Source organism: Microbispora rosea, assembly GCF_900156315.1.
Lineage (GTDB): Bacteria > Actinomycetota > Actinomycetes > Streptosporangiales > Streptosporangiaceae > Microbispora > Microbispora rosea.
Genome location: NZ_FTNI01000004.1, coordinates 225,703 through 251,914, shown reverse-complemented (window position 1 = coordinate 251,914; position 26,212 = coordinate 225,703). Strand labels below are relative to the sequence as shown.

The following is a 26,212-nucleotide window of genomic DNA, read 5'->3' as shown; positions in this document are numbered from 1 at the left end:
AATTGGACGGGCGGCCGGTGCGTCGACCTCCGTTCAGTGGGGAGAATCGGCCCAAGGAAACAGTCGCGGAGGAAGAGAGGGCGAGACATGGCGGTAATGACGAGCCGCTTCGCCGACGGTCTCGCCGTGGGCGCCAACCTGGTGGAAGCGGCCGAAACGGCCGTACGCCAGGCGTTGGCCGGCCTGTCGGGTCCGCCAGACCTGGTGTGTTTCTTCGTTTGTGGGGACGATCCCGACGACGTGGTCAACGCGGGCAGGCGGGCGATGTCCGTCGCGTCCGGGGCCGACGTGATCGGCTGCAGCGCGACCGGCGTCATCGGGCACGGGCAGGGCGTGGAACTGACCTCCGCCGTGAGCGCGTGGGCGGCCTCCCTCGGCGGCGCCAGGATCGACACCTTCGCTCTGGAGACGCTGCGGACGGAGGACAGGTTCGTGGTGGTGGGGCTGCCCGAGCGCATCCCCGACGACCGGGCCGCGATCCTGCTCGCCGACCCCTACAGCTTCCCCACCGACGCGTTCATCGAGCACTCGCACGAGGTGCTGGGCAGCCTGCCGATCGTCGGCGGCCTGGCCAACGGGCTCCAGGGCCGCGGCTCCGTACGGCTGTTCGCCAACGGAGAGGTGCACGACTCCGGCGCGATCGGAGTGATCATCGGTGGCGAGGTGAACATCGGCACGGTCGTCAGCCAGGGCTGCCGGCCCATCGGCCCGTCCATGGTCGTCACCCGGGCCGAGGACAACGTGCTGCTGGAGCTCGCCGGCCAGCCCGCCCTGGCCCGCCTGGAGGACATCGTCAGCGCCCTCGACGAGGAGGACCGCGACCTGGTGGCCGCCGGCTTACAGATCGGCATCGCCATGGACGAGTACGCCGAGCGCCACGAGCGCGGCGACTTCCTGATCCGCGGGGTCATCGGCATCGACCCCGAACGCGAGGCGGTGGCCGTCGGCGACGTGATCGAGATCGGCAGGACGGTGCGGTTCCAGGTCAGGGATGCCGAGACGGCCGACGAGGACCTCTACGAACTACTCGACGCCCACCTGCAGCAGCACTCCGGCCGGGTCGAGGGGGCCCTGCTGTTCTCCTGCAACGGCCGGGGCTCGGGCATGTTCGGCACGGCCGACCATGACGCGCTCGCCGTACGCGAGACGCTGGGGCCGATCGGGGTGGCGGGATTCTTCGCCGCGGGCGAGGTCGGGCCGGTCAGCGGGCACAACCACGTCCACGGCTTCACCGCGTCGCTGCTCGTCTTCTCCAGCGGCACCGGATTCTCCAGCGGCACGGGGCTGTCCACGGGCACGGGAGCGGGCGCGTGAGCGACCTCACGCTGGCCGTCGACATCGGCGGCACGAAGTTCGCGGCGGGCCTGGTGGAGCCGGACGGGCAGGTCGTGGCCGCCGAGCGGGTCGCCACCCCGCAGGGCGCCGACGCCGAGACGCTGTGGCACACGCTGACCGCCCTGCTCGACCGGCTGGACGTGCCCGCCGGCCTGGCCGGCGTGGGCATCGGCTGCGGCGGCCCGATGACCTGGCCCGAGGGGGAGGTCTCGCCGCTCAACATGGGCGGCTGGCGCGGCTTCCCGCTGCGCGGCAGGCTCGCCGGCCGTTTTCCCGGCGTCCCGGTCCGCATCCACAACGACGCGATCTGCCTGGCCGTCGCCGAGCACTGGCGCGGCGCCGGGCGGGGGAGCGCGGCCATGCTGGGGATGGTCGTGTCGACCGGCGTCGGCGGCGGGCTCATCCTCGGCGGCAGGCTCATCGACGGCGGAACGGGCAACGCCGGTCACATCGGCCATGTCGTGGTCGACCCCGAGGGCCCGCCGTGCGGCTGCGGCGGCCACGGCTGCCTGGAGGCGATCGCCCGCGGCCCCGGCCTCGCCGCATGGGCGCTCGCCCAGGGCTGGTCGCCGAACGCCGCGGTCACGCGCGGGGAGCTCTACCAGGAGGAGGGGACGGCGACCGCGCGCAGGCTGGCCGCCGACGCCGCGGCGGGCGACCCGATCGCGCTGGCCGCGATGGCCCGGGCCGGGCGCGCCCTGGGCATCGCGATCGCCTCCGCCGTCAACCTGTGCGACCTCGATCTCGTGACCGTCGGCGGCGGGCTCAGCCAGGCGGGCGACCTGCTGTTCGGGCCGCTGGAGGAGGCCTTGCGAGAGCACACCCGGATGGAGTTCGCCGGGCGGGTGCGGGTCGTGCCCGCCGCGCTCGGCCAGGACGCCGGTCTCGTCGGCGCCGCCGCCCTCGTGATCGGCGCGGACAAATACTGGTGCCCCTCCCTCTGAAGGCGTGTCGCCTTCGGGGACCTGTGATGATTGGCGCATGGCTGTCCCACAGGTGACGTACGAGGACGTCGTCGCCGCACGCGAGTCGCTGTCGGAAGTGGCGGCGCAGACGCCCGTCCTGCACTCACGGGTGCTGTCCGAGATCGTCGGCGGCTCGGTGCACCTCAAATGCGAGAACCTCCAGCGGGCCGGGTCGTTCAAGATCCGCGGGGCCTACGTGCGGATCGCGCGCCTGAGCGAGGAGGAGCGGGCCAGGGGCGTGGTGGCGGCCAGCGCGGGCAACCACGCGCAGGGCGTGGCGCTGGGCTCGTCGCTGGTCGGGGCCAAGTCGACCGTCTACATGCCCGAGGGCGCGCCGCTGCCGAAGGTGGAGGCCACCCGGGCGTACGGCGCGGACGTGGTCTTCGCGGGGCACACGGTCGACGAGGCGCTGCGGGCGGCGAAGGAGCACGCCGACAGGACCGGCGCGGTGTTCATCCACCCGTTCGACCACCCCGACGTGGTGGCCGGGCAGGGCACGGTCGGCCTGGAGATCCTTGAGCAGCTTCCCGGCACGGCCACGATCGTGCTGCCCATCGGCGGCGGCGGTCTCGCGGCGGGGGTCGCGCTCGCGGTGAAGTCCCAGCGTCCGGGGATCAAGGTGGTGGGCGTGCAGGCCGAGCGGGCCGCGGCCTACCCCGACTCGCTGGCCGCCGGCCGGCCGGTCATGGTCGAGCCCACGTCGACGATGGCGGACGGCATCGCGGTCGGGCGGCCGGGCGACCTGCCGTTCGAGTTGATCCACTACCTGGTGGACAGCGTCGTGACGGTCTCGGAGGAGTCGCTGTCACGGGCCCTGCTGCTGTGCCTCGAACGCTCGAAGCTGCTGGTGGAGCCGGCCGGGGTGGCGGGGGTCGCGGCGCTGCTCGATCAGCCGCACGCGTTCGAGCCGCCGGTGGTCGTCGTGCTGTCGGGCGGCAACATCGACCCGCTGCTGCTGGCCAGGGTGCTGCGGCACGGCCTGGCGGCGGCGGGCCGCTACCTCGCCTTCCGCATCCGGCTGACCGACCGTCCCGGGGCGCTGGCCGCGCTGCTGGCCCGGCTGGCCGACCTCGGCGCCAACGTGCTCGACGTGGTGCACGAGCGGTTCGGCTCCCGGCTGCACCTGGAGGAGGCCGAGGTCCTGCTGCAGTTGGAGACCCGTGGCCCGGCGCACTGCGACGAGGTGCTGAGCGCCCTGCGGCGGGACGGCTACAAGCTGCTGTTCTCCTAGTCTCTCCCGCCCGGGCCCGCGCCGGTCACGTGATCGGGGCGGGCCGCCTCGGCTGGAACAGCCAGGCGTCGAACAGCTCCTTGAGGTTCTTGCCCGAGACGCGCTCGGCCAGCGCGATGAACTCCTGCGTCGTGACGGTGCCGTACCTGTGGGCGTTCGTCCACTCCCTGATCAGCGGGAAGAACTTGTCGTCCCCGATCTCCCGGCGCAGGGCGTGCAGCGTCATCGCGCCGCGGTTGTAGACGGCGGAGCCGAACAGGTCGCTGGCGCGGGCCGTGCCCGGGGGGTAGTTCCACATCGGGTCGGCCGCGTTCGCGTAGTAGCGCCGGAAGGCGGAATCGGCCGTGTACTGGCCGGCGTGCTCCGCCCACAGCCACTCGGCGTACGTCGCGAAGCCCTCGTTGAGCCACAGATCCCGCCAGCGCCCGATGCTCAGGCTGTCGCCGAACCACTGATGCGCGAGCTCGTGCGCGATGATCGTGGGCTCGGGCGAGAAGCCGCCGTAGATGGGCTTGGTCTGGTTCTCCAGCGCGTACCCCGCCGCGTAGTCGTCGATCACGCCGCCGGTGGAGGAGAAGGGGTAGGGCCCGAACACGGTCGACCAGTAGTCGGTGATCTTCCCCGTCTCCGTGAAGAGCTGGTCGAGCGAGCCGTGGAAGGAGTCGGCGACGGCCGCGTAGATCGGCAGGCCCTTGTCGCTCGTGCCGGTGCGGACCTGGAACTTCCCGGTCGTCATCGTGGCGAGATAGCTCGCCATCGGGTGCTTCTCCCGCCAGACGAAGGTCGTCTTGCCCGCCTTGGTCTGCGGCGTCCCCGTCATCTCGCCGTTGGCGATCGCGGTCAGCCCCTCGGGGACGGTGATCTGGAAGTCGTAGGTCGCCTTGTCCGAGGGGTGGTCGTTCGACGGGAACCAGGTCTTCGCACCGTTCGGCTCGCACGTGACGAACGCCCCGTCCGGGGTGGAGATGAAGCCGTACTTGCCGAGGTTGGCGGAGTCGCGCATCGGTTCCGGCACGCCCGAGTAGTCGACCGCGACCGCGAACCGGTCGCCGTTCGAGATCCGCCTGCCCGGCTCGATCACGAGCTCGTCCTTGTTGCGGGTGAACCCGGCCGCGCCGCCGTCCACCGTCACCCGGCTCACCGCGAGCCCGTGCAGGTCCAGGTCGAAGGACGTCAGGTCCTGTACGGCCTTCGCCTCGATCGTGGCGCTGCCCGCGAGCTTCCTGGACGCCGGGTCGTACGACAGGCGCAGGTCGTAGTGCTGGACGTCGTATCCGCCGTTGCCGTCGCTGGGGAAGTCCGGGTCGCCGATGCCCGGGGCCCCCATGGTGCCCCTCGACGCGCCCGCGCCCGGCGATGCCGGGGCGACCGCCGCCGCCGGGGACGGCGCGACCGCGCCCTCGGACGGCGCGCAGGCCGTGACGGCCCCCACGGCCACGACACAGATCAGCGCGGAGAGCGACCTGCCGGCCCGCACGCCCGTCGGCGTGGTGGTCGGCGCTGGGAACGGAGGAAGAGGATGCGTGGACATATGTGTGGCAACTCTACGCGAGGCCACGGCGTGGTCCCGGTAGTGACCCCGGACGTTTTCCCTGCTCGCAGGGGTCGCCGGGGGTCCGCGGGCGGGCAGAGTCAGGCGTCCACGACGAGCGTCCTGGCCGCCTTGTCGTGCAGGGCCTGCTTCCTGCGGTCGAACAGGATCCACGCCAGGTTCACCAGCCCGAGGCAGCACAGCCAGCCCAGGACGATCTCCACCGCCTGCCGCACTGCGATCGGCCCGGGGCCGGCCTGCTCTCCGGTCTCCCGCACGACGCGCATGCCGAACAGCCTCTTGCCCACCGTCTGGCCGCCCCAGAAGGACTGGAGCAGCCAGTAGTAGAAGAACCCGATCACCCCGACGAGAAGGCCGTCGCCGACCGGGATCCGCGCCACCGCCTCCGTCGCGCTGTCGTACGCGACCCTCCAGTTGCCCCAGGTGAGCGGTGAGGTGACGAGCCCGACGAGCACGGCGTCGACGATCCCGGCGAACAGGCGGCGCCAGCGGCCGGCGAGCCGCGGCGCCGTCTGCCCGAAGGGCGGGGGCGTCCAGGGAATCCTCGGTTCCTCGTACGGGCTTCCCGGAGGCGGCGGTGTTCCCATGGCTGAATGGTCACCCCGCCGCCCTTCGGGCAAAGCCGGGCACGCGCAAAGGGTGCGTCAGCGGGGTGTCAGAGGGTGCCGCGGCGTTCCTGCTCGCGCTCGATGGCCTCGAAGAGCGCCTTGAAGTTGCCCTTGCCGAAGCCGAGGGACCCGTGCCGCTCGATGAGCTCGAAGAAGACGGTCGGACGGTCCACCACGGGCTTGGTGAAGATCTGCAGAAGGTAGCCGTCCTCGTCGCGGTCCACGAGGATGCGGCGCCTCTTCAGCTCCTCGACCGGCACGCGGACCTCGCCGATGCGGGAACGCAGCTCCGGGTCGTCGTAGTAGGAGTCGGGCGTGTGGAGGAACTCGATCCCCGCCTCGCGCATGGCGTCGACCGTCGTGACGATGTCGTTGGTGGCCAGCGCGATGTGCTGCACGCCCGGGCCGCCGTAGAACTCCAGGAACTCCTCGATCTGGGACTTCTTCTTGCCCTCGGCGGGCTCGTTCAGCGGGAACTTGACCTTGCGGGTGCCGTCCGCGACGACCTTGGACATCAGCGCCGAGTATTCGGTGGCGATGTCGTCGCCGATGAATTCCGCCATCTTGGTGAAGCCCATGACCTTCTCATAGAACTCCACCCACTCCTCCATGCGCTCGACGTTGCCGACGCAGTGGTCGACCGCCTGGAAGAGCCGGCCGTTCTTCACCGCGGGCGGCGCGACGATGGGCTCGGCCGCGACGTATCCCGGCAGGTAGAGCCCGGTGTAGTTGGACCTGTCGATCAGCGTGTGCCGGGTGTCGCCGTAGGCCGCGATCGCCGCGACCACGACCTTGCCGTGGTCGTCCTCGACCACGTGCGGCTCCTCCAGGCCACGGGCGCCCTGCTCCAGCGCGTGGCGGTAGGCCGTCTCCACGTCCGGCACGTCCAGCGCGAGGTCGATGACGCCGTCGCCGTGCTCGGCCACGTGACGCGCGAGCGGCGTGCCCGCGCGTACGGCTCCGCGCAGTTCGAACCGGGCCGAGCCCGACACGAGGACGTACGCCACCTCGTCGCGGCTGCCCGTCTCCGGCCCTCGGTAGGCCACCAGGCGCATCCCGAAGGCGGTCGAGTAGTAGTGGGCGGCCTGCTTCGCGTTGCCGACCGCGAAGACCACCGCGTCCATGCCGTGGACCGGAAAGACATCGTTCATACGCCAACTGTCCGGTGACGTGGCCAATTTGCGCAACAGTGAGTTGATTTGGTGGACAATGTGCTCAGTCCTCGCCTCATACAAGGGGAAATCGTTATGACGATTGACCACCTCGACGCACAGCTCGTCGCCCTGCTGGCCGCCGAGCCCAGGATCGGCGTGCTGGAGTGCTCCCGCAGGCTGAACGTCGCCCGGGGGACGGTGCAGGCCCGGCTCGACCGGATGGCCGAGAAGGGGGTCATCACCGGCTACGGGCCGGACATCGATCCGGCCGCGCTCGGCTTCGACGTGACGGCCTTCGTTACGTTGCACATCAGGCAGGTCGCGGGGCACGTGCCGGTGGCCGACCAGCTCGCGCTCGTCCCCGAGGTCCTGGAGGTCCACACGATCACCGGCGGGGGAGACATGCTCTGCCGGGTGGTCGCCCGCAGCAACGCCGACCTCCAGCGCGTCATCGACCTGATCGTGGACGTTCAGGGCGTCGTGAGGACCGAATCGGTGATCGCGCTCGACACGCCGGTGCCGTACCGGACCCTCCCGCTCGTCCGTGCGGCCGGGGGTTGACCCGCGTTTTCCACAGTCTCCTCTGCCCGGGGCAGGCTTTTCCACAGACGTGGCGGGAAGTGCCGGACCATCGATGGCCATCGTTTACCGTGGTTCCATCCGCCCAGCTCAGCGGGCACAAATGGGCGTAGCGGGGGTATCGGACTTATCGGGGGTCACAGCGTGGACAGCGCCGAAGAGGGCCCGATCGGGGAGGGCGCCGCGGAACCGCGGGCGTCACTCGGCGGCCCGAACGGGAAAGGAGGCGGCGGGGACGGCGGCGCGCCGAAGCCTCGCCGGCGAAGACGGCTGCCGCGTGTCCTCCTCGTGAGCCTCGCCACCGGGATCGTCGCGCTTGGCGTGTTCCTGGCCGTGGTGTGGGCGCTGACCCCCATCCCGGACAGCACTCAGGAGCTGGCGACGGCCCAGGGTTCGGTGATCTATTACCGGGACGGCAAGACGGTCCTCGCCACCGAGGGCGTCAACCGCAAGACCGTGCCGCTCGCGCAGGTCCCCCAGGTCGTCAGAAGCGCGGTCATCGCGGCGGAGAACCGGACGTTCTATCAGGACCAGGGCGTCTCCCTGTCCGGAACGGCCCGCGCCGTGTGGTCCACGGTCACCGGCCGGCAGCTCCAGGGCGGCTCCACGATCACTCAGCAGATGGTCCGCAACTACTACAGCGGCCTCGGCCAGGAACGCTCCATCGGGCGCAAGCTCAAGGAGATCATGATCGCGCTCAAGGTGGATCGTTCCAAGACGAAAGACTGGGTGCTGGAGCGCTACCTCAACACCATCTACTTCGGCCGTGGGGCTTACGGCATCCAGGCCGCCGCCCGGGCCTACTTCGACAAGGACGTGCAGAACCTGACGGCGGCCGAGGGCGCCTACCTCGCCGCCGTGATCCAGCAGCCGACCCGATTCGCCAACCCGGCCGGGGCCGCGCTCGACGCGGTGAAGGCCAGATGGACGTCGGTGATCCAGGGCATGCGCGAGATCGGCGCGATCACCCGTGAAGAGGCCGGCGCGCAGGTGTTCCCCACCCTCGCCAAGCAGCGGGCGCCGTTGTCCCTCGGCGGCCAGAACGGCTACATGCTGGCGCAGGTGCGCGCGGAGCTGAACCGGCTCGGCTACACGGATGAGGACATCAACCACGGCGGCCTGAAGGTCACCACGACGTTCGACAAGAAGCTCATGGCGCAGGCCCAGCAGGCGGTCAAGTCGGTCCTGCCGGACAACACCCCCAAGAAGGTCCGCACCGGCCTCGCGGCCGTCGATCCCGCGACCGGCGAGGTCGTCGCCTTCTACGGCGGTCGTTACGAGACCAACCAGTACGACAACGCCTTCTCCGCCAAGGTCCAGGCGGGCTCGACCTTCAAGCCCTACACACTGGCCGCCGCGCTCGAAGCCGGATACGGGCTCGACGCGCTGGTCTACGGCAACTCTCCCATCCGCATCGGCACCGCCGACATCCCCAACTCCGGGAGCAAGTCGTACGGGCAGGCGATCACACTGCTCCAGGCGACGCAGTTCTCGGTCAACACCGCCTTCGTGGACCTCGGGCAGCGCATCGGCCTCGACAAGGTCGTCGCCGCGGCCCAGGCCGCCGGGATTCCCGCCGCGCAGCTCGCCCCGCACCGGAGCGCCGCCACGTTGCCCCTCGGGGTGGCGTCGGTGAGCGCCGTGCAGCAGGCCTCCGGCTTCGCCACCTTCGCCGCCGGAGGCATCCACCATGAGCCGCACGTGATCCGGGCGGTCACCGACACCACCGGTCTCACCCGGAAGTTCGCCCCGCCCGGCGTCCGGGCCTTCAGCGAGAACACCGCCGCCGACACGACGTACGCGCTGGAGCAGGTGGTGCGCGGCGGCACCGGCACGGGCGCGCGGCTGTGGGACCGCCCGGTCGCGGGCAAGACCGGCACCACCGACGAGTCGGCGGCCGTGTGGTTCTCCGGCTACGTCCCGCAGCTGGCCGTCGCGGTCGACATGTTCCGCGACGACAACAAGCCGGTGAGCGTCCCCGGTTACGGCGAGCTGTACGGCGGCACGCTGCCCGCCGAGATCTGGAAGACCTTCATGAGCACCGCCATGGAGGGCAAGCCGGTCCGGGAGTTCCCCGACCCGGTCACGTGGAACCCCTACTACTGGGACACCTACGGCATGGCCATGCCCCAGCAGAGCGGGGCTCCCACGGCCTATCCGTCGGGGCCGGACGGGTCGCCCATGCCGTACGGGCCGGGTGACGGGGCGATGGCGTCCGATCCCGACGCGCCCGGTGTGCCCGGCGCGCCCGGTGCGCCCGGTATGCCGGCAGGGCCGGACGAGGAGCAGCAGGGCGTGACCGGCCAGGACGGCGAGGACGCCCCGAGAGGCGGCGCGAACGGCATCCGCGGCGCGAACGGCCCGACCGGCGCCGGCCGCACTCGCGATACGGATGCCGCGGACGCCGCCACCCGCGCCGTCCCCGATACGGGGACCACCAGATCCGACCCCGGTGGCACCGACCCAGGAACCCGGCGGACCGGCCAGACCGACCCGGGCGCCCGGCGGACCGGCCAGAACGGCCAGAACGGCCAGAACGGCCAGAGTGGTCAGACCGGCCCGGTCGCGCAGCTCCCCGGGCCGCAGCTCCCGATCGCCCAGGTTCCCGGCCGCTGACGGCCGCCCACTCCGCCGGCGAGCGCCGCTGACCCTTCAGGCTCTGACCCTTCAGGCTCTGGCCGTTCAGGCGAGGACGGGGAAGTTGCCGCGGAAGACGTCATGGGGATCGTGGCGGCGCTTGAGGTCACGGAGGCGGTCCACCACCGCGGGGGTGAACGCGTCGGCCACGCTCTCTCCGGGGCTGAGGAAGGTGAAGGGCTTACGCCCGCTGATCGGGAGGGCGTCGGCGAGTGCGCGCTGCTTGGCCGTGATCTCCCCGGCCGTCGCCGGGTCGGCGGGGACGCCGAACAGATAAAGCGCGTACGGCTCGGCCAGCGGTCCGTGCGGGCTGTCGGACGGGCCGGCGAACGCACCGCCCAGATGGCGGATCTGCACGCTCATCAGCGGGGCGATGGGGTCGGCGAGCAACGTCTTGGCCGTCGTGTCGTCCAGCGCGGTCAGCAGTTCGCCGCGGGAGGAGCCGGCCCCGGGGTCGGTGGGCTCGGCGGTGATGGACCCGAGCTCGGAGACCGGCATGATCCGCCGGGTGTCCGACAGCGGCGGGGGAAGGCGGTCCAGGGGAGCCAGGAGATCGCGAGCCTCGGCCGCCTGACCGAGGTGCGCGGCGTCCACGGCCACCAGGGGCGCGGAGCCGGGGAAATGCAGCAGGTCCAGCCAGACGGTCAGCTCGTCCGGCGCGGCGGCGGTGATCCGCCGGTAGGCGTCGGCCACGTCCGGCGCGTGCTCGGCCGGCCACAGCACCCGCCCTCCGTAGAGCCGTGGGGCGGGATGGAGGGACAGTTCCAGGGCGGTGACGATCGCGAAGTCGCCGCCTCCGCCGCGCAGAGCCCAGAACAGGTCGGGGTCGGTGTCGCCGGTGACGCGCCGCTGCCGTCCTTCGGCGTCGACGACGTCGAAGGCGGTCACGCTGTCGGCGACCCAGCCGTGTCTGCGGCCGAACCAGCTGAGCCCGCCGCCGAGGGCGACGCCGGTGACGCTGACGACCGGAGAGCTGCCCGGCAGGCCGGTCAGGCCGTACGCCGCGGCGGCGGCCTGCAGACGGCCGGAGGACACGCCGGCTCCGACGCGGGCGCGCCGGGCGGCCGGGTCGATCTCCACGAAGTCCAGCGGCCGGGTGCGCAGCAGGACGGCGCCGTCGGTGCGGCCGGTCGCGCCGTGCCCGTTCGGCTGCGTGGCGACGGCCAGGCCGGCGGCGCGGGCGTGCCGGACCAGCGCGGCGACGTCGTCGGCGTCGGCGGCCTCGACCACGGCCGCCACCGGTTGTTCGACGGCCAGGTTCCACGGACGGCGGGAGGCGTCGAAGCCGGAGTCGCCGGGCAGCCAGACCCGGCCGCGGACGGCCGAGTGCAGGGCCTTCAGTGCGTTCACGATCATTTTCTTTCCGTGGTGGCAGGCAGACGGGTCGCAGGCCAGAGGGGTTTCTGGACGTGTTCCACTTTCGACGGGAGCGGGAAGCCGATCAACGCGGTCCTGTGCAATGATCGTGAAGCCTGGGTTAACGATGGGGGCGTCATGCTGGAGCGGCACGAGCTGGAGGCGTTCCTCACCCTGGCCGAGGAGCTGCACTTCGGCCGCACCGCCGAACGCCTGCGGGTGTCCACCGCCCGGATCAGCCAGACGATCGCCAAGCTCGAACGCCGCATCGGCGTCCCGCTGTTCGACCGCACCAGCCGCCGGGTGGAGCTGACCCCGTTGGGACGCAGGCTGCACGAGGAGGTGCGACCCGCCTGGCGCCAGATCACTTCCGCGTTCGAGTACGCAGTCGCCGCGGGCCGCGGCGTCACCGGCACCCTGCGGGTCGCCTTCGTCGGCGCCGCGGCAGGGCAACTGCTCGTCGGGGCGGCCGACCTCATGCGACGGCACGAGTCCGGTTGCGACATCCAGCTCCGGGAGGCGCAGATGGTCGATCTCATGCCCTGGCTGCGCGTCGGCGAGGTCGACGTCGCCCTGGGCACCTTCCCCATCGAGGAGCCCGGCATCGCCACCGGGCCGGTCCTGGTGTCGGAGGCGCGGATGCTCGCGGTGCCGTCCGGGCATCCGTTCGCCCGCCGGAAGTCGGTCTCCCTGGAGGATCTGGCCCGGGTTCCCCTGCTCCAGCTGCCCGGCACGCTCCCGGATTCACTGCGTGAGGACCGCACCCCGCGCACCACGCCCTCCGGACGGGTGATCGAACCCGGCCCCTCCGCCGCCACGTTCAACGAGATGCTCACCCTCATCGGCGCGGGTCATGGCGTCTTTCCGGTCGGCGCGCAGGCTCGGCGCTACTACGTCAGGCCCGACGTCGCCTACATCCCGTTCAGCGACGCCCCGCCGTTGCGATGGGGGCTGCTGTGGAGGGGTGACAACTCCACCGCACGCGTCCGCGCCTTCGTCAGGGCGGCCGGCGATCTGGTCGGCGGCCATGCCTGAGAGCGTCCCGTCCTCCCGCTTCTCCCGTGCCGCTTCTACTGTGCCGCTGCTATCGGGCCAGTTCGGCGCGCAGCTCGGCGGGTGTGGTGACCGGCGCCCGGCAGGTGAACCGCCGGCACACGTAGGCCGCAGGCGAACCGTCCACCATGCCCCGCCCTTCGAGCAGCGGCACGTCCACCGGCACGGCGCCGAGCTGTCCCGTGCCCAGCGCGACCACCAGCCCCGGCGTGCCGGACATGAGGGCGGCCCTGTGCAGCGCGCGGGTGCGGGCGTCGTCGGCCGGGCCGACGATCGCCACCTCGGCGGGGCCACGCAGCGCCGCCTCCGCCACCGCGAGGCCCCACCCGGCGAACCGGGCGTATCGCTCCGCCAGCGCGGACACCGTGCCCAGCGCCGCCTCGGCCGCTTCTCGGTGCCGGGCGGAACCGGTGAGCGCGGCGTACGACAGCAGCGCTCCCGCCGCCGCGAACTGGCCCGAGGGTGTCGCGTTGTCGGTGGGGTCCTGGGGCCGCTGGAACAGCCGCTCGCCGTCGTCGGGGGCGTCGTAGAACCCCCCTGACCCGTCGGGGAACCGCGTCAGCACGGTCTCCAGCAGGTCTTCCGCGCGGTGGAACCACCGGCTCTCGCCGGTGACGCCGTAGAGGACGAGGAAGCCCTCGGCGGCGTTGGCGTAGTCCTCCAGCATGCCGGCGTTGGCCCCCGCCCGGCCGTCGCGGGAGGTCCGCAGCAACCGGGCCGGGTCGCGGCTCACCGTGTGCAGGTCGTCGAGCAGCACGGCCGCCTCGCGAGCGGCCTCGACGAGATCCGGCCGGTCGAAGAGCGCGCCCGTCTCGGCCAGGGCGGCGATCGCGAGCCCGTTCCAGGAGGCGACGACCTTGTCGTCCCGGCCGGGGCGTGGCCGCCGCTCCCGGGCGGCGCGCAGGGCCGTACGGACCCGGTCGAACCGGGCCGGGTCGTCGGGGTCGGCGAGAAGCTGGAGCACCGACGTGCCGTGCTCGAACGTGCCGGTCACCTCGAACACCGAGGCCGCCCAGGCGGCGTCGTCCTCCCCGAGGACCTCGCGGAGCTGCTCGGGGGTCCAGACGTAGAACAGGCCCTCGCCATGGGCGCCGTCCGGCCCCTCGCTGTCGGCGTCGAGGGCCGAGGCGAACGCGCCCTCGGGCGTGCGCATCTCCCGCAGCAGCCATTCGGCGGTCTCCAGGGCCACCCGCTTGGCCAGGACCGAGCCGGTCGCCCGCCACCAGTGCGCGTAGACCCGCAGCAGCAGCGCGTTGTCGTAGAGCATCTTCTCGAAGTGCGGCACGACCCAGCCGGCGTCGACCGAGTAACGGGCGAAGCCCCCGCCGAGCTGGTCGTACATGCCGCCCCTGGCCATCGCCTCCATGGTCGTCTCGGCCATGGCCACGGCCTCCCCGGTGCCGTGCCGCAGCAGGAACTCCAGAACCATGGACGGCGGAAACTTGGGCGCACCGCCGAATCCGCCCCGCCGCTCGTCGAAGCTCTCCGCGAGGTTCCGTACGGCGAGGTCGAGGGTCTCGGCGGTGGGCAGCGGGCCCGAGGGCACCCCGGTCCGGTCAGCGAGCGCCTCCACCACCTTCTCCCCCTGGGTCAGGACGCCCTCCCGGTCCTGTCCCCAGGCCTGCGAGACGGCGTGCAGCAGCCGCTGGAAGTGCGGCCGGGGAAAGTAGGTGCCGGCGTAGAACGGATGCCCGTCGGGTGTGGCGAAGACCGTCATCGGCCAGCCGCCCTGCCCGGTCATCGCCTGCACCGCGCCCATGTAGACCGCGTCCACATCGGGCCGCTCCTCGCGGTCCACCTTGACGTTGACGAACAACTCGTTCATCAGCCGCGCGGTGGCCTCGTCCTCGAACGACTCGTGGGCCATGACATGGCACCAGTGACACGCCGAGTAGCCCACGCTGATCAGCAAAGGGACGTCGCGCCGGCGCGCCTCCTCGAAGGCGTCCTCTCCCCAGGGGAACCAGTCCACGGGATTGTCCGCGTGTTGCAGGAGGTAGGGAGAGGTCTCGCCGCCCAGCCGGTTCATAGGGTCAGCCTCTCACACGTCGGAAAAGGACAACCCGAGTGAGGATGACGTGGTGGTCCCTCCGTTACCGGCGCAGTTCCAGGGTGAGATGCGGGGCCAGCGCGTGGAGGAAGCCGAGGGCGTCGAAGATCTCCCCGGCGGAGGCGACGCCGACGGTCCTGGTTTGCCCGGTGAGTATGCGGTCGACGGCCTCCACCGCGAGCGGCGCGGTGATGGCGTAGATGTCCCGGCCGCGTGCCACGGCGCGGCGTCGCGCGCCGCCGGAGCGCACGACGACGTCGACGAGGAAGGTCTGCGCGGACCGCCCCTGCTCGTCGACCGGGGCCGGCGCCGGAGTGTCCGGGTCCGACAATTCCCTGGCGGCCTCGACCGTCATGTAGGTCCGCACATCGGGGATGGACAAATGGCTGGGAATGGTGACGACGTCGGCCATCGTGAACTCTCCGATGACGGCCCGCGGCCCCATCGGGTCGGGGAAGGGCCACTCCAGGGTCGGCGCCTTGTCGTCGCGATACTCCAGACGGCCGTTCGCGTAACGGACGCGCCGGCCGCCCCGCCGCTCCCCGGAGACCACGCCCGCGGCGCGTGTCCCTGCGGTCGGGTGCCAGCCGCTCAGCCCGTACGCGACGTGCGCCTCGTCGGCCGCCGTCCAGTCGCCCATCGCGGCGGTGGCCAGCAGGTCGCCGAGACCGCCGTAGAAGGCCATCGCGGGGACGATCACGGCTCCGGCGGCGCGGGCTCGCTCCGCGAAGTCCGTGAACGTGTCGGCGTTGGCCTCGATCTCCGCCGCCACGTCCACATAGGGGATCCCGGCGCGCAGCGCCGCCTCGATCACGGGAGCGGCCGTCGCGGCGAAGGGCCCGGCACAGTTGATCACGGCCGCCGCGCCGGCCAGTGCGCGATCGAGCGAGGCCGGGTCGCCGACCGACGCCGGGCGGGCCTCCAACCCGGACTCGGACGCCGCCTTCTCCAGCTTGGCGGCGTCGCGCCCGGACAGCACCGGGACGAACCCGCGATCCCGCAGCTGTGCCACCACGAAGCGCCCGGTATGCCCGTACGCGCCGAAAACCGCCACCGTGAGACCCGATTCCATCGGTTCTCCTCCTCGAATGATCCACCGCGATCCGTCGTGGACATCCTGACGAGGACGGGCGCCCCGTACGAGTGTCTGGAACGCCATCACCCATACAATTCCGGACATGAGCACTGTCGCGCTGGCCGTCACCGACGGGATGCTGCACTTCGAGCTGGCGTTGGCGTACGAGGTCTTCGGGGCCGACCTGACCCACGTGGCCGACCCCTGGTACAGCGTCGTTGTCTGCGGGCCCGGCGCCGTGCGGGCCGGGCGGTTCCGGCTGGACCCCGACCACGGCCTCGACCGGCTCTCGCGCGCCGACACCGTGATCGTCCCGGGGTGGGCCGACGTCGACGTCGATCCCCCCGCCGACCTGGTCGACGCGGTGCGCGCGGCCCATGAGGCGGGCGCACGCGTGGCCTCCCTCTGCACGGGCGCGTTCGTCCTGGCGGCCGCCGGCCTGCTGGACGGGAGGCGCGCGACCACGCACTGGGCGCACACCTGGGAGCTGGCCGCCCGTTACCCGCGGGTGGACGTGGACCCGGATGTCCTGTACGTGGACAACGGCAGCGTGCTCACCTCCGCGGGCAAGGCGGCGGCCATGGACCTGTGCCTGCACCTCGTCCGCCTCGACCACGGCTCCTCGGTCGCCAACACGGTCGCCCGCCGCCTGGTCGTGCCGCCGCACCGGGACGGCGGCCAGTCCCAGTTCGTCACCACCCCGGTGCCCGCGCCCGGCAACCACCCGCTCGCCGAACTGTTCCCGTGGGTGATGGAACGGCTGGACCATCCGCTGACCGTGGAGGACCTGGCCCGCCGGGCGCGGATGAGTGCGCGCAATCTGAGCCGGCACTTCAGGTCGGTAACCGGGACCACCCCGCTGCAGTGGCTGCTGACCCAGCGGATCCGCCACGCCCAGGAGCTGCTGGAGACCACCGACGACGGCATCGAGACCATCGCGGCGGCCACCGGCATGGGCACCGCCACGACACTGCGCCGGCACTTCAACCGCACGGTCGGCGTGCCGCCGGACGCCTACCGCCGCACCTTCCGCTCCCGGACGCGCCCCGGTTCCGGCGGACCACCACCTCCGGGGGAACTCGTGGGGGACCGCGGGGATGTGTTCCGGCCCGTCCCGGCGTAGGCTCACAGGACGTGGGCTTGGATCTGGACTTCGCTATCAGGCACTCGGGACGCCCGGCGGCCGCCATGACGCGGCGCGACGTCGCCCGGGTGCTGCTGGCCGTGCCGTCCGGACATGCCCTGGTCGCCCTTCCCGACCTGCGGCGACAGCTGCTCGCGGCGGGCAACCCGCTGTCGGTCAGGTTCTGGGAGTCGGCCAAAGCCGTTCTGATGAGCATCGAGTCCGGCGTGGCGACGGTCGGCGACGTGCAGCGCTGGCTGGAGTCGAGCGGGACCGAGCCGATCATGCTCACCCGCAGCTACTTCCTGTGGCCCGAGGAGAGCGAGCGCGGCCCGATCGCCACGGAGATGTACGAGCGGCTGGTCGAGTTCCTGGAGGAGCGGCTGGCGGCCGGGGAGATCGACGCGGACGCGCTCGCCGCCGGGGATCCCGACGCGCGGCACGCCTACGAGGAGCTCCAGGAACGCTGGCTCGGCACCCCGCTGCCGGACGGCCGGGTCCCCAACGTCGTGGTCAACGACGAGCAGGACCAGGAGCTGTACGCCGCCTGGGACGAGGAGGAGGCGTTCGCGCTGAGCGAGCTGCGGCGGGTGCTCGACGACCTGCCGGAGCCGCCCTTCCCCGAGTCCGATCTCCGCTCGGCCGCCCGGCGGCTGCGCGTGACGCTGACCCGCCCCGGCTATCCGGGCAACGTGTTGCGCGCCTGCGCCGGCCTGGAGAACGGCGATCTGCCCGAACGCGACGAGGATCTGTGGCTCACCGTCGCCGCCGGGATCGCCGCGCCGATCTCCGACCTCCCGGACGAGGAGGACGCCGCCCGGTTCTTCGACATGGAGGGCGAGCTCAGCCACGAGGACTCGATACTGGCCTCGTTGTGCGCCATCCACCACGCCGACTGGCTCGCGTCGGTGATCGCCCTGGTCCGGTACGGCCCGGGGGTGCTCGCCTCGCCCGAGCGGATCGCCCGGTTCATCGCCGACTCCGAGGACGTCGACGTCGACCCGGACGAGCCGGAGGACCTGGAGGCGACGGAGATGCTGTTCACGGCGGTGACGCCGCTGTGGGCGCACCTCGGCATCGTGGACCGGGCCGAGGTGCTGACCCCGCTGGGCTGGTGGGGCCTGCCCAAGGCGCTGGAGCGCGCCTGGTCCTCGGGCCCCGCCCTACCGGACTGAGCCCGCCCGGCTCAGCCCGGCGTGTCGACCAGGTCCCGGTAGTCGTCGTCCACCAGATCGCGGTATTCCGGATGCCGCTGGATGTACCAGGCCACGAACGAGCAGAGCGGCACGACCCGCAGGCCGGCCGCCCGGGCTCCGTCCAGGGCTCCGCCGATCAGCCTGCTGCCCAGCCCGCGGCCCTCGAACTCGTCGCGCACCTCGGTGTGCGGGAAGACCATCGAGCCGTCCCGCAGCCGATACTGCGCGAACCCCGCGACCACGCCGTCGACGATGATCTCGTAGCGCGACGCGGAGGGGTTGTCGACGACCCTGGCGTCCGCGCTCACGCCTCGGGCCCGTTCCCGCGCCGCTCGTCCTCGTGGTGGTCGTCCGGCACCTGGATCTTCCTCATCTGCTTGTTCATGTTCTTCAGCAGGAAGAACAGGGCAAGACCGATCGCGGCGACGACGACGAAGCCGAGGAGACCCGGTCCGTAGCTGGTTGCATCCACGCCTTCAGCTTACGAGCAGGCAGGGGTGACCCCGGCGGCGATCCCCGCGAACAGGTCGTCCTCCGGCAGCGTGGTGTCCACGAGCGACCGCGCGAGATGGTAGTCCTCGGTCGGCCAGATCTCCTCCTGCAGCTCGCGCGGGCAGACGAACCAGAACCCGTCGGGGTCCACTTGGGTGGCGTGCGCGAGCAGGGCGAGATCGCGGATCTCGAAGTACTCCGCGCACGGAACCCTGGTGGTGACCTCCCACTTCTGCGGCCGGTCCTCCCACCGCGCGATCCAGTCGGCGTACGGCGAGCCCATGCCGCGCTCGGTCATGGTGTTGTGCAGCGCCTCGAACCGCTCCCGCGTGAAGCCCATGTGGTAGTAGAGCTTCAGCGGCTGCCACGGCTCACCCGTGCCCGGGTAGCGGTCGGGGTCGCCCGCCGCCTCGAACGCCTCCACCGACACCCGGTTGGTCATGATGTGGTCCGGGTGCGGGTAGCCGCCGTTGTCGTCGTACGTGAGGATCACGTGCGGCCGGAACTCCCGGACGGCTGCGACGAGCGGCGCCGACGCCGCCTCGAGCGACTGCAGCGCGAAGCACCCCTCGGGCAGGGGCTCGTTCTCGTCCTCCGGCAGCCCGGAGTCGACGAAGCCGAGGAAACGCTGCTGGACGCCGAGGATCTGGCGCGCCTTCTCCATCTCCTGGCGGCGCACCTCGCCCATGTTCTCCAGGATGTCCGGCCGGTCCATCTTCGGGTTGAGGATCGAGCCGCGTTCACCACCCGTACATGTGACGACGAGCACCTCCGCGCCCTCCGCGACGTAGCGGGCCATCGTGGCGGCGCCCTTGCTCGACTCGTCGTCTGGGTGCGCGTGCACGGCCATCAGCCTCAACGGTGCACTCACGTCTCTCCTCAGGTGTTCTATGGCTACGAAAAGAGGTTAGCTTCTAAGAGACCGTGCTTTTCGGACCCGGTATGGCCCGCGTCGCCGACACGGTCGACTTGTGCGGACGATCGTCTCGCACAACACCGACAATCCTCAGGGAGATTCCGCGATGCCCACCGATGAGGCCGGCGGCCAGGGGACGCGCCCGGTGCTCGGCACACCGGACGACTTCGCGCCCCGCCCGGCGCGGCCCGCCCGGCTGGTGCCGTACATCGTGATCGCGTTGATCGTGGCGGTGATAGCGGGCGGCTGGGGCTACGTCATGCTCCGCGCGAACGGCAACCCCTCGGTGAGCGCGGACGTGATCACCTTCGACGCGAGCGCCGCGGACTCCGCCGTCATCACCTTCACCGTCCACAAGCCCGCCGACCGGGCGGCGATGTGCCGCATCCAGGCGCTCGACACCAAGCACCTGGAGGTCGGCAGCCGTGAGGTCGACATTCCCAAGGGGCGGTCGGACCTCGAGTTCACCGAACGCGTGAGGACGAGTTCGCAGGCCACAGCAGTACATGTCGACTACTGCGATCTCGTATAGTGGAATCTTTGGGGAAGCGTTCGAAGGCGTTAACTTGACAGCCTTTCGAGTCACTTACGGAAACAAGGAGAGCCCGTGGCCGTCTCCCAGAACGACAACGTCACCTGGCTGACGCAAGAGGCGTACGACCGCCTCAAGGAGGAGTACGAGTACCTTTCGGGCCCGGGTCGCACGGACATCGCCAAGAAGATCGAAGCCGCCCGGGAAGAGGGTGACCTCAGGGAGAACGGTGGCTACCACGCCGCCAAGGACGAGCAGGGCAAGATGGAGGCCCGCATCTTCCACCTCCGGCAGATCCTGGACAACGCCAGGGTCGGTGAGGCTCCCCGCGCCGAGGGCATCGTGGGTCCCGGCATGACCGTGACGGTCCGCTTCGCCGGCGACGACGACGAGGTCACCTTCCTGCTGGCCTCCCGCGAGGAGAGCGGCGCGCCCATCGACGTCTACTCGCCGAACTCCCCCCTCGGGTCCGCGATCAACGGCAAGAAGATCGGGGAAAAGGCCACGTACACGCTGCCCAACGGCAGGCAGAACACGGTCGAGATCCTCGAAGCCGTGCCGTACATCGGCAACTGACCCTTTTTCACCCCGGCCGGGAATTCCGGAATCGTTTGCGGTATTCCCGGCCGTGCGGCAGTCTCGTCCTGGACCGGACCATTCGCCGCGGGAGGGGTGAGATCGTGCTCGAACGCCGAGCGCGTCCGTCCGCCCGTTTAGGCAGGAAGCTCGCGAGAGCCGTGTCCGAGGCCCGTCAGGATCTCGCCTATCGTCCGCGGCTGCCCCGCCCGGGGCGCCTGCGCAAGACGGTTCCCCTCATCGCCGTGGCGCTCGTCGCCGTGCTGACGATCGACGTGCTCGTGCTCGGCGAGCTCCGGACGCAGTCCGCGGACTCGGGCGCGGTCACGGCCCTGTCCGGGCGGCGTACGGGCAACGGTTATGTGGCGGCGACCCGGCAGGCCCGCGAGGTGCCGGCCCCGACGCCGGGACGCCAGGTCCCGGCCGCCCAGACGGTGTCACGGCAGCCGGTGGCTCCGCTGGAGCGGCTGATCCGCCCGCACCTGTTCGTGGTGGCCAACCGGCCCCTTCCCCCCGAGGTGGTGGAGAAGGTGCGCAAGGAGAAGGGTGTGACCGCCGCCGAGGTGACCGGCGCGGCCGACGTGACCGTGGACGGCAAGCGGGTGCCGACGATGGGCGTCGACCCGTCCACCTTCCGGTCGTACACCCCGAAGGTGACGGCCTCCTCCGACGAGCTGTGGCGCAACATCGCGGCCGGCGACATGGCGGTCTCCTTCGAACTCGGCAACGACGGCGGCGTGCAACTGGGCTCGCAGGTCCACAGCGGCGCCCGGCGCCTGCGCATCGGCGCGTACGCCACGGTGGGCATGGGCTCGATCGCGGCGATCGTCTCGAAGGGGACGGCGGCGGCGCTCGGCATCCCGGACGGCAACGCCCTGGTCGTGAGCGCGCCGAAGGTCGACTCCCGCAAGCTCCGCACCAGGCTGCTGAAGATCCTGCCCAAGGGCAGTCAGGTCGCCACCATCAACCCCGTGGTGGTGACGCCGAAGGGGCGCACGGTGTGGCCGCAGACCGCGTTCATGTCCGCGGAGCAGCTCAAGGTCGCGCTCACCGCGGCCGTCAGCAAGCTCGGCCGGCCGTACGTGTGGGGCGCCGAAGGGCCCGACAGTTTCGACTGCTCCGGGCTCGTGCAGTGGGCGTACGCGCAGGCGGGCGTGCGCATGCCGCGCGTGACGTACCAGCAGTGGGTCACCGGGCCGCAGGTGCCGCTGTCGCAGGCGCAGCCGGGCGACCTGCTGTTCTGGCGCAACGACCCGACCAACCCCGGCTACATCTCGCACGTCGCCATCTACTGGGGCAACGGGAAGATGCTGCACGCCCCGCACACGGGCGACGTCGTGAAGATCGCGAACGTCTACACCAAGAACCTCGCCGGGGTCGTCCGGGTCAGTCCGCAGCTCTCCGCGCGCGTCCGCTGACCGGGCCGGCGGCCAGGCCGTCCAGCACGAGCGAGAACAGGTGATCGCGCCGCTCGGCGACGACCGGGCCCTGTTCCGCGATCCAGCCGACGGCGCTGATCAGCGCGAACACGTCCATCCCGTCGACGTCGGGCCGGATGCGGCCGTCGTCCTGGGCCCGTTTGACCAGGCGTCCCGCGGCCTCCCGCATGGCGGAGCACGACGCGTGGAGGGCGGAGCCCTCGTCGCCGATCGTCGTCATCATCGACGCGGTCAGGCCGCGGTAGGCGCTCGCGCCGCGGAGGAACTCCTGCAGCCACCGCCGTAGCGCTTCGTGGGAGTCGCCCGCGCCCTCCAACTGTTCCGCGCGCGCCGCCAGGGTGTCGAACCGCTGCCGGAGCAGCGCCTCCAGCAGGGCCTCTCTCGTGGGGAAGTGCCGGTAGAGCGTGCCCATGCCGACTTCGGCGCGCCGGGCGATGTCCCGCAGCGACGCCTGGGTTCCCTGCTCCTCCACCACGGTCCTGGCGACCTCCAGGATGCGCTCGTAGTTGCGCTGCGCGTCCGCGCGCTGCTGTCGGCCCGTCATGCGTCGATCCTTGCACTTGACATACGGAGCAGTGCTCCGCTTATTATCTGGAGCACCGCTCCGAATCGTAGTCGCACAGGAGGACCGATGCCCACGATGAAGGCCGTCCGCATGCACAGGACCGGGGAGCCGGAAGTTCTGGCGGTGGAGGAGGTTCCCCGCCCCGAGCCGGGTCCCGGGGACGTGCTCGTCCAGGTCCACGCGGCCGGGATGAACCCGCCCGACTGGTACGTCCGCAGGGGCTACTCGAACATCCCCGAGGAGATGCGGCCCACGTTCGCGCTGCCGTACACGCCGGGCTCGGACGTCTCCGGCGTGGTCGTGGCCGTCGGCCACGGCGTCGGCGAGTGGCAGGAGGGCGACGAGGTCTTCGGGCTCGTGCGTTTTCCCGCCGTGGAGCACGGGGGCAGGGGCTACGCCGAGTACACCACCTCACCCGCGTCCCACCTGGCCCGCAAGCCCGCCTCGCTCAGCCACGTCGAGGCGGCCGCCGTGCCGATGGCGGGGCTCACCGCCTACCAGTTCGTCTTCGACCACATCAAGCTCGACGAGGGCCGCAGGGTGCTGGTCAACGGCGCCGCTGGCGGGGTCGGCCACTTCGCGGTGCAGCTCGCCAAGTCGCGGGGCGCGTACGTCATCGGGGTCGCCTCGGGACGGCACGAGACGTTCCTGCGGGAGCTGGGAGTGGACGAGTTCGTCGACTACACGACCACCCGTGCGGAGGACGAGGTGCGCGACGTGGACGTGCTCATCGACAGCGTGGGCGGGCCGGACGCCCATCGGTTCCTGCCGGTGCTGCGGCCCGGCGGCGTGATCAGCCCGGTCTTCCCCGGCGAGTACCACCGGGAGCGCGCGGCCGAGCTGGGCGTCACCTTCCGGTCCGGCCAGGTCCACTCGGACGGAAAGCAGATGGCCGAGCTGGGACGCCTGCTGGAGGAGGGCCGGCTGCGCGTCGGGCTGGACTCCGTCTTCCCGCTCGCCGAGGCCGCGAGGGCCCATGAAAGGGCCGAACACGGGCACATCCAGGGCAAGATCGTTCTACGGGTCGTGCCGGACCAGACGGACTAGATCGGCAGCCCGGCCTCCAGGTAGCCGAGGGCCTCGTCGAGCAGCACGGGCAGCGGTGTCCTGCCGTCCTGTTCCACCCAGGTGAACAGCGCCGGGAGCATGACTCCCATGACCGCGCCGACGAGCGTCCGTACGGCGGGGCTGTGCGGGTCGCGGCCCTCCCGCTCGGCCACCGCGCCCGCGAGCATGTCGATCGTGGCGAACATCCCTTCCACCGTGCGGGCGCGCAGGGCGGGCACGGAGATGGCGAGCTTGGTCCTGGCGAGCACCTTGTCGAGTTCCTCGGCCCCCATCGACTCGAACGCGGTGCGGAACGCGGCGCGCAGGGCGGTCAGCGGAGGCCGGCCGGCCGGCTGTGCCTTGAGCATCTCCATCAGGATCGGGTCGTAGTCGTCCTGGGTGACCACGTCCTCCTTCGTGGGGAAGTAGCGGAAGAACGTGCTGGGGGAGACCTCCGCCGCCTCCGCGATCTGCTCGACCGTCGTCGCGTCGTACCCCTGCTCGGCGAACAGCCGCAGGGCCTGCTCCTGGATGGTCCTGCGGGTCTTGGCCTTCTTGCGCTCGCGCAGGCTCGTGACAGCGCGGTCGGAGGGGGACGAGGTCCGGTCAGCGCGCTGGGGTGAGCTCATGCCCCGATTCTGCCGTCTTTCCGCGCCTGGCCGTACTCCCCGGTAGGAAGACGGCCACCAGGACGGCGGCCAGCACCGACGTGGCCCCGCACACCAACAGGACCAGGTCCATGCCGTGCACGAAGGCCTCCCTGGCGGCGCTCAGCAGCGCGGCGTCCCCCGCACGCGCGGCCAGGACCGCCGCGGCCGTGATCGAGTCGGACGCCGCCTCCGGAGCACCGTCCGGCAGATCCGAGGCGTACGCCGCCGAGAGCATACTGCCGAGACCGGCGACGCCCAGGGCGCCGCCGACCTGACGCACTGTCTGCAGGGTCGCCGAACCGGAGCCCGACCGCTCCTCGGGCAGCGTCGCGAGCACGCCGTCCATCGCGGGGACCATGGCGAGGCCGACGCCCGCGCCGAGGACGGCCAGCCAGGCCGCGACGAAGCCGTACGCCGAGGACGCCCCGCCCGACACCGTGGTCCCGGAGCCCAGGAAGAACCCGGCGGCGAGCACGACCAGGCCCGCCGGCATCACCACGCGCAGCCCGAGCCGGGCGGTGAGCCGCTCTCCGGCCAGGCCGCCGGCCATCAGCCCGGCCACCATGGGGATCACCCGAACGCCGGTGCCGAGAGCGTCGTGCCCGAGCACGGCCTGCAAATGCTGGGGGACGACGAACAGGACGCCCGACATACCGAGGCTCACGAACGTCGCGCCCGCCGCGCCCCACACGAAGACCCGGCTGCGGAACAGGCCGAGGTCCGTCATCGGTTGCCGGGTGCGGGCCTCGACGCGGACGAACACCGCCAGCAGCACCGCCCCGGCGCCGAGAGCGCCCAGCACGCGAGGGTCGCTCCAGCCGCGCGCCGGGGCCTCGATGACGCCGTACACCAGCGCGGCCAGGCCCGTCACCGACAGCAGCGCGCCGGGCACGTCGGTCCGCGGCGCGGTGGGGTCGCGCGACTCGGGGATGAACGCCGCCACCGCCACCGCCGCGACGACGATCATCGGGATGTTCACGAGGAAGACCGAGCCCCACCAGAAGTGGTCGAGCAGGTAGCCGCCCACGACGGGGCCGAGGGGCAGGCCGAGCGCCATGGCGGCCGTCCACACGGCGATCGCGCGCCCGCGCTCGGCCGGAGGGAAGACCACCGGCAGGATCGAGGTCGACAGCGGCATGATCACCGCGCCGCCGGCGCCCATCAGCGCGCGGGCCGCGATCAGGGCGCCGGTGCCGCCCGCGTACGTCGCGAACACCGATGCGATCCCGAAGGCCGCGAGCCCGGCCAGCAGCAGACGCCTGCGGCCGAAGCGGTCGCCGAGCGCACCCGCCGGGAGCATGAGCGCGGCGAACGGAATCAGGTAGGCGTCGACGATCCACTGCAGGTCACCCGTCGAGGCGTGCAGGTCGGCCGCGAGCGTCGGCAGCGCCACGTTGAGCACGGTCGCGTCCATGCCGATGACGAGGGCGCTCAGGACGAGGGCGCCGAGCGCCCACCAGCGAGAAGTGAGAGAAGCCATAATTTGAAAGTAACTCTCAAAAAATAGCTACTGTCAATCTCGGCTTCCGGACAGCAGGGATGTAATGTTGATTACATGCATTCAGAAGAAGAACAGTTGAGCGCCTGGTTCGCCGGCCGGTTGCCGGACACCTGGTTCGCCGGGCCCCCCAAGGTCGTGGTGGACCGCGAGGAGATCGCCGTGCTGGGCACGCTTCCGCCGCTGTCGGTGGCCGAAGGGCTCCCCGACCTGGAGCGCGCGGCGGCCATGGAGGGGTACGTCGAGCGGTTCCGCGAGGAGACGCGCGAGCGCAGGATCGACATCGCCAGGGAGGCCGAGCACCGCTTCCGCCGCAAGGTCTCCTGGGGCGTCGTCGTGGGTGACGCGACAGTGATGTTCACCACTCTTTCCGTCCCCGTCATGACCCGGCTGCGCCAGCCGGAACGGCAGGTCCTCGACACCCTGGTCGCCGCGGGTGTCGCGCGCAGCCGCAGCGACGCGCTGGCCTGGTGCGTCAGGCTCGTCGGCAAGCACACCGACAGTTGGCTCGCTGACCTGCGCGATGCCCTCCAGCACGTGGACCGGATCAGGGCGGAAGGACCCGGCGGATTGGACTGAACCA

25 protein-coding genes are annotated in these 26,212 nt (G+C 71.5%); 13 read left to right on the top strand and 12 right to left on the bottom strand.

The annotated features are described in order from the left end of the window. Positions 1–87: 87 nt before the first annotated feature. The 3 genes from BXA11_RS08395 to ilvA are packed head-to-tail and all read left to right on the top strand — an operon-like array spanning position 88 to position 3,531. Positions 88–1,314 carry an FIST signal transduction protein gene (locus tag BXA11_RS08395; protein ID WP_231513849.1) on the top strand — a complete coding sequence of 409 codons (1,227 nt, stop codon included), beginning with the start codon at positions 88–90 and terminating at the stop codon, positions 1,312–1,314. Next, entirely contained in the window at positions 1,311–2,279 is a 969-nt protein-coding gene (locus BXA11_RS08390; protein ID WP_076433981.1) for an ROK family protein, read from the top strand. Before BXA11_RS08395 ends, BXA11_RS08390 begins: the two co-directional genes overlap by 4 nt. Positions 2,280–2,316: 37 nt before the next feature. Beyond that, on the top strand, positions 2,317–3,531 hold the full coding sequence (gene ilvA, locus BXA11_RS08385) for a threonine ammonia-lyase (RefSeq protein WP_030507575.1): 1,215 nt from the start codon (positions 2,317–2,319) through the stop codon (positions 3,529–3,531). 25 nt (positions 3,532–3,556) lie between these two features. Here the strand turns inward: ilvA and BXA11_RS08380 are convergent, their stop codons facing one another. The 3 genes from BXA11_RS08380 to hppD all read right to left on the bottom strand — a co-directional run bounded on the left by BXA11_RS08380 (position 3,557) and on the right by hppD (position 6,842). Continuing rightward, complete coding sequence (locus tag BXA11_RS08380; RefSeq protein WP_083744058.1) at positions 3,557–5,062, bottom strand: M1 family metallopeptidase; 1,506 nt, start codon at positions 5,060–5,062, stop codon at positions 3,557–3,559. Between the two features lie 101 nt (positions 5,063–5,163). Further along, positions 5,164–5,670 (bottom strand): RDD family protein, encoded by a 507-nt coding sequence (locus BXA11_RS08375; RefSeq protein ID WP_076433979.1) that lies wholly within the window; start codon positions 5,668–5,670, stop codon positions 5,164–5,166. A 68-nt stretch (positions 5,671–5,738) separates the two neighbouring features. After that, a complete protein-coding gene (hppD, locus tag BXA11_RS08370) occupies positions 5,739–6,842 on the bottom strand; it encodes a 4-hydroxyphenylpyruvate dioxygenase (RefSeq protein WP_076433978.1) in 1,104 nt (367 codons plus the stop codon). Between the two features lie 96 nt (positions 6,843–6,938). Here hppD and BXA11_RS08365 point away from each other — a divergent pair, with 96 nt between their 5' ends. After that, positions 6,939–7,406 carry an Lrp/AsnC family transcriptional regulator gene (locus BXA11_RS08365; RefSeq protein ID WP_030507571.1) on the top strand — a complete coding sequence of 156 codons (468 nt, stop codon included), beginning with the start codon at positions 6,939–6,941 and terminating at the stop codon, positions 7,404–7,406. A gap of 306 nt (positions 7,407–7,712) precedes the next feature. After that, a complete protein-coding gene (locus BXA11_RS08360) occupies positions 7,713–10,040 on the top strand; it encodes a transglycosylase domain-containing protein (RefSeq protein WP_239105064.1) in 2,328 nt (775 codons plus the stop codon). 66 nt (positions 10,041–10,106) lie between these two features. Here the strand turns inward: BXA11_RS08360 and BXA11_RS08355 are convergent, their stop codons facing one another. Further along, on the bottom strand, positions 10,107–11,411 hold the full coding sequence (locus BXA11_RS08355; RefSeq protein ID WP_083744073.1) for an FAD-binding oxidoreductase: 1,305 nt from the start codon (positions 11,409–11,411) through the stop codon (positions 10,107–10,109). A 144-nt stretch (positions 11,412–11,555) separates the two neighbouring features. Between BXA11_RS08355 and BXA11_RS08350 the strand changes: the two genes are divergently transcribed. Further along, on the top strand, positions 11,556–12,452 hold the full coding sequence (locus BXA11_RS08350) for a LysR family transcriptional regulator (protein WP_076433975.1): 897 nt from the start codon (positions 11,556–11,558) through the stop codon (positions 12,450–12,452). Between the two features lie 49 nt (positions 12,453–12,501). Here BXA11_RS08350 and BXA11_RS08345 read toward each other — a convergent pair whose 3' ends face one another. Both BXA11_RS08345 and BXA11_RS08340 read right to left on the bottom strand, forming a co-directional pair. Then, a complete protein-coding gene (locus BXA11_RS08345; protein ID WP_076433974.1) occupies positions 12,502–14,499 on the bottom strand; it encodes a thioredoxin domain-containing protein in 1,998 nt (665 codons plus the stop codon). Between the two features lie 64 nt (positions 14,500–14,563). After that, positions 14,564–15,592 (bottom strand): saccharopine dehydrogenase family protein, encoded by a 1,029-nt coding sequence (locus BXA11_RS08340; RefSeq protein ID WP_076433973.1) that lies wholly within the window; start codon positions 15,590–15,592, stop codon positions 14,564–14,566. Positions 15,593–15,698: 106 nt separating this feature from the next. Here BXA11_RS08340 and BXA11_RS08335 point away from each other — a divergent pair, with 106 nt between their 5' ends. Both BXA11_RS08335 and BXA11_RS08330 read left to right on the top strand, forming a co-directional pair. Continuing rightward, on the top strand, positions 15,699–16,718 hold the full coding sequence (locus BXA11_RS08335) for a helix-turn-helix domain-containing protein (RefSeq protein WP_076433972.1): 1,020 nt from the start codon (positions 15,699–15,701) through the stop codon (positions 16,716–16,718). Between the two features lie 11 nt (positions 16,719–16,729). Next, complete coding sequence (locus BXA11_RS08330) at positions 16,730–17,893, top strand: hypothetical protein (RefSeq protein ID WP_030507564.1); 1,164 nt, start codon at positions 16,730–16,732, stop codon at positions 17,891–17,893. Positions 17,894–17,904: 11 nt separating this feature from the next. On the opposite strand, the gene BXA11_RS08325 is transcribed toward BXA11_RS08330, so the two are convergent. Genes BXA11_RS08325 through mca form a run of 3 tightly spaced genes read right to left on the bottom strand, consistent with a single transcriptional unit; the run spans position 17,905 to position 19,277 of the window. Continuing rightward, positions 17,905–18,222 carry a GNAT family N-acetyltransferase gene (locus BXA11_RS08325; protein WP_076433971.1) on the bottom strand — a complete coding sequence of 106 codons (318 nt, stop codon included), beginning with the start codon at positions 18,220–18,222 and terminating at the stop codon, positions 17,905–17,907. After that, positions 18,219–18,386, bottom strand: a complete 168-nt coding sequence (locus tag BXA11_RS43630) for a hypothetical protein (protein WP_167769252.1) — start codon at positions 18,384–18,386, stop codon at positions 18,219–18,221. The genes BXA11_RS08325 and BXA11_RS43630 overlap by 4 nt, the downstream gene beginning before the upstream one ends. Before the next feature lie 9 nt (positions 18,387–18,395). Then, complete coding sequence (mca, locus tag BXA11_RS08320; RefSeq protein ID WP_030507561.1) at positions 18,396–19,277, bottom strand: mycothiol conjugate amidase Mca; 882 nt, start codon at positions 19,275–19,277, stop codon at positions 18,396–18,398. A gap of 151 nt (positions 19,278–19,428) precedes the next feature. Here mca and BXA11_RS08315 point away from each other — a divergent pair, with 151 nt between their 5' ends. The 3 genes from BXA11_RS08315 to BXA11_RS08305 all read left to right on the top strand — a co-directional run bounded on the left by BXA11_RS08315 (position 19,429) and on the right by BXA11_RS08305 (position 21,848). Further along, positions 19,429–19,854 carry a DUF4307 domain-containing protein gene (locus BXA11_RS08315; RefSeq protein WP_076433970.1) on the top strand — a complete coding sequence of 142 codons (426 nt, stop codon included), beginning with the start codon at positions 19,429–19,431 and terminating at the stop codon, positions 19,852–19,854. A gap of 75 nt (positions 19,855–19,929) precedes the next feature. Next, positions 19,930–20,430 (top strand): transcription elongation factor GreA, encoded by a 501-nt coding sequence (gene greA / locus BXA11_RS08310; protein ID WP_076433969.1) that lies wholly within the window; start codon positions 19,930–19,932, stop codon positions 20,428–20,430. A gap of 161 nt (positions 20,431–20,591) precedes the next feature. Beyond that, positions 20,592–21,848: a C40 family peptidase gene (locus BXA11_RS08305; RefSeq protein ID WP_239105065.1), complete on the top strand. Its 1,257-nt coding sequence runs from the start codon at positions 20,592–20,594 to the stop codon at positions 21,846–21,848. On the opposite strand, the gene BXA11_RS08300 is transcribed toward BXA11_RS08305, so the two are convergent. Continuing rightward, positions 21,817–22,413: a TetR/AcrR family transcriptional regulator gene (locus tag BXA11_RS08300; RefSeq protein ID WP_076433968.1), complete on the bottom strand. Its 597-nt coding sequence runs from the start codon at positions 22,411–22,413 to the stop codon at positions 21,817–21,819. The genes BXA11_RS08305 and BXA11_RS08300 overlap by 32 nt on opposite strands. A gap of 87 nt (positions 22,414–22,500) precedes the next feature. Between BXA11_RS08300 and BXA11_RS08295 the strand changes: the two genes are divergently transcribed. Beyond that, complete coding sequence (locus BXA11_RS08295; protein WP_239105066.1) at positions 22,501–23,481, top strand: NADP-dependent oxidoreductase; 981 nt, start codon at positions 22,501–22,503, stop codon at positions 23,479–23,481. Here the strand turns inward: BXA11_RS08295 and BXA11_RS08290 are convergent. Together BXA11_RS08290 and BXA11_RS08285 are read right to left on the bottom strand one after the other, a co-directional pair. Beyond that, complete coding sequence (locus tag BXA11_RS08290; protein WP_076433967.1) at positions 23,478–24,110, bottom strand: acyl-CoA-like ligand-binding transcription factor; 633 nt, start codon at positions 24,108–24,110, stop codon at positions 23,478–23,480. The genes BXA11_RS08295 and BXA11_RS08290 overlap by 4 nt on opposite strands. Then, positions 24,088–25,611: an MFS transporter gene (locus BXA11_RS08285; protein ID WP_076433966.1), complete on the bottom strand. Its 1,524-nt coding sequence runs from the start codon at positions 25,609–25,611 to the stop codon at positions 24,088–24,090. The genes BXA11_RS08290 and BXA11_RS08285 overlap by 23 nt, the downstream gene beginning before the upstream one ends. Positions 25,612–25,686: 75 nt before the next feature. On the opposite strand from BXA11_RS08285, the gene BXA11_RS08280 reads away from it, so the two are divergent. After that, the gene (locus BXA11_RS08280; protein WP_076433965.1) at positions 25,687–26,208 is read left to right on the top strand and encodes a hypothetical protein; all 522 of its coding nucleotides are present in this window, start codon (positions 25,687–25,689) and stop codon (positions 26,206–26,208) included. Positions 26,209–26,212: the final 4 nt, after the last annotated feature.